This window comes from Nocardioides sp., assembly GCF_024509035.1.
GTDB lineage: Bacteria > Actinomycetota > Actinomycetes > Propionibacteriales > Nocardioidaceae > Nocardioides.
Map to the genome: position 1 here is coordinate 1 of NZ_JANINT010000257.1, position 2,894 is coordinate 2,894.

The 2,894-nt window shown below is 69.8% G+C and carries 1 protein-coding gene; it reads left to right on the forward strand.

Annotation, left to right across the window (positions count from 1 at the left end; all coding sequences use genetic code 11):
• Nucleotides 1–2,733 (forward strand): isoleucine--tRNA ligase (gene ileS, locus Q0L15_RS17715; RefSeq protein ID WP_296605774.1); only part of this gene is annotated, 2,733 nt, incomplete at its 5' end.
• Between the last annotated feature and the right edge of the window lie 161 nt (nucleotides 2,734–2,894).

A 2,894-nucleotide genomic window follows, 5' to 3' on the forward strand; every position in this document is an offset into this window, starting at 1 on the left:
TGGGTCGACTTCGACAACGACTACAAGACGATGAACCCCGACTACATGGAGTCGGTGATCTGGGCCTTCAAGCAGCTCTTCGACAAGGGGCTCGTCTACGAGGGCTTCCGCGTGCTGCCCTACTGCTGGAACGACGAGACCCCGCTGTCCAACCACGAGCTGCGGATGGACGACGACGTCTACCAGACACGGCAGGACCCCGCGGTCACCGTCGGCTACGACGTCAGCACCGAGGGGCCGTTCCTGGGCGTCAAGCTGCTCGTCTGGACGACGACCCCGTGGACGCTGCCGAGCAACCTCGCGGTCATGGTCGGCGAGGACATCGAGTACGTCGTGGTGTCGGTCGACGGCGTGCGCTACCTGCTCGCCGAGGCGCGGCTCCCGGCGTACGCCCGCGAGCTCGGCGAGACGCCCGAGGTGACCTGGCGCGGGCCGGGCTCGGAGCTGGTCGGGCTGACCTACACCCCGCCGTTCTCCTACTACCTGGGGCACGAGAACGCCTTCCGCGTCGTGCCCGCCGAGTTCGTCACCACCACCGACGGCACCGGGCTCGTGCACACCGCCGGCGCCTTCGGTGAGGACGACAAGGTCGTCACCGACCGCGAGAACATCGAGGCGGTGATGCCGGTCGGCAAGGACGGCCGGTTCACGTTCCCGGTGGCGGAGTACGAGGGCATGCTCGTCTTCGACGCCAACCCGCACGTGATCGACCACCTCAAGGCGGCGACCACCGGGCAGGGCGAGACCGGGGCGGTCACGCCCGGCACCGTGCTGCTGCGTCGCGAGACCTACGACCACAGCTACCCGCACTGCTGGCGCTGCCGGGAGCCCCTGATCTACAAGGGCGTCTCGTCGTGGTTCGTCGAGGTGACCGCGTTCAAGCAGCGGATGCTCGAGCTCAACCAGCAGATCAACTGGGTGCCCGACCACATCAAGGACGGCCAGTTCGGCAAGTGGCTCGAGAACGCCCGCGACTGGTCGATCACCCGCAACCGCTTCTGGGGCAGCCCGGTGCCGGTGTGGAAGAGCGACGACCCGGCGTACCCGCGCATCGACGTCTACGGATCCTTCGAGCAGCTCGAGCGCGACTTCGGCACGCTGCCGCGCAACAAGGACGGCGAGCCTGACCTGCACCGGCCGTACGTCGACGACCTGGTGCGCCCCAACCCCGACGACCCGACGGGTGCGTCGATGATGCGTCGCGTCCCCGACGTCCTCGACGTGTGGTTCGACTCGGGCTCGATGTCGTTCGCCCAGGTGCACGTGCCGTTCGAGAACGCCGACTGGTTCGAGCACCACTTCCCGGCGGACTTCATCGTCGAGTACATCGGCCAGACGCGCGGCTGGTTCTACACGCTGCACATCCTCGCCTCGGCGATCTTCGACAAGCCGGCGTTCGAGAACTGCATCAGCCACGGCATCGTGCTCGGCTCCGACGGCAACAAGATGTCGAAGTCGCTGCGCAACTACCCCGACGTCCGCGAGGTCTTCGACCGCGACGGCGCGGACGCGATGCGCTGGTTCCTGATGTCCAGCCCGATCCTGCGCGGTGGCAACCTGGTCGTCACCGAGCAGGGCATCCGCGACTCGGTGCGCCAGGTGCTGATGCCGCTGTGGAACAGCTGGTACTTCTTCCAGATGTACGCCAACGCCGCCGGTGGCGGGGAGGGCTACGAGGCGAAGGTGTCGACCTCGTCGGCGGACCCGCTCGATCGCTACATCCTGGCCAAGGCGGGCGAGTTCGTCGGCGCGATGACCGAGTCGCTCGACGGCTACCACGTGGCCGAGGCGTGCGAGCAGACGCTGGACTTCATCGGCGTCCTCACGAACTGGTACATCCGCCGCTCGCGCGACCGGTTCTGGGCCGAGGACGCCGCGGCCTTCGACACCCTCTACACGGTGCTCGAGGCGACGATGCGGGCCGTCGCGCCGCTGCTCCCGCTGGTGACCGAGGAGATCTGGCGCGGCCTGACCGGTGGCCGGTCGGTGCACCTGGCCGACTACCCGCGCGAGGACGAGCTCCCGCTCGACCACGCCCTGGTGGGACGCATGGACAAGGTGCGCGAGGTCTGCTCGGCGACGTCCGCGCTGCGCAAGGCCCGTCAGCTCCGCAACCGGCTCCCGCTGGCCACGCTCACGGTCGTGGGTGCCGACCTCAGCGGCTTCGAGGACCTGGTCGCCGACGAGGTCAACGTCAAGGAGGTGCGCCTGCTCGACGCGGACGCGCCCGAGGCGGCGGCGTACGGCGTCTCCCAGCGGCTGAGCGTGAACGCGCGTGCCGCCGGGCCCCGGCTGGGCAAGGACGTGCAGACCGCGATCAAGGGGTCGAAGTCCGGCGACTGGGAGGTCCGCCCGGACGGCACGGTCGTGGCCGGCGGGCTGGAGCTCCAGGACGGCGAGTACACCCTCGAGACCGTGGCGGGTGCCGCCGACGACTCCACGGCGGTGGGGATGCTGCGCGGCGGCGGGTTCGTCGTCCTCGACACCGAGGTGACCCCCGAGCTGGCGGCCGAGGGCGTGGCCCGCGACCTGGTCCGTGCGGTCCAGCAGGCCCGGCGCGACGCCGGCCTGGACGTCTCGGACCGGATCGCGCTGAGGATCGGCGGCTCCGCGGAGGTGCAGGCCGCGGCTCGCGCCCACGAGCAGCTGATCACCAGCGAGACCCTCGCGACGTCGTACGAGCTGGTCGACGCGGACGGCTCCGAGCCGACCATCACCGTCGTCAAGGCGTAGGGGGCGCTCCGCCGGACGTCATACGGACAGAGCATCCGCCTGCTCCCGCCGTATGACGTCCTGCGGACGTCAGGCCAGGCCGAGGCGGCCAGCGAGCCGGTCGAGCGAGGCGAGGACCTCGTCGGGGGCCTTGTCGGGCACGCCCCAGATCAGCTCGGTGG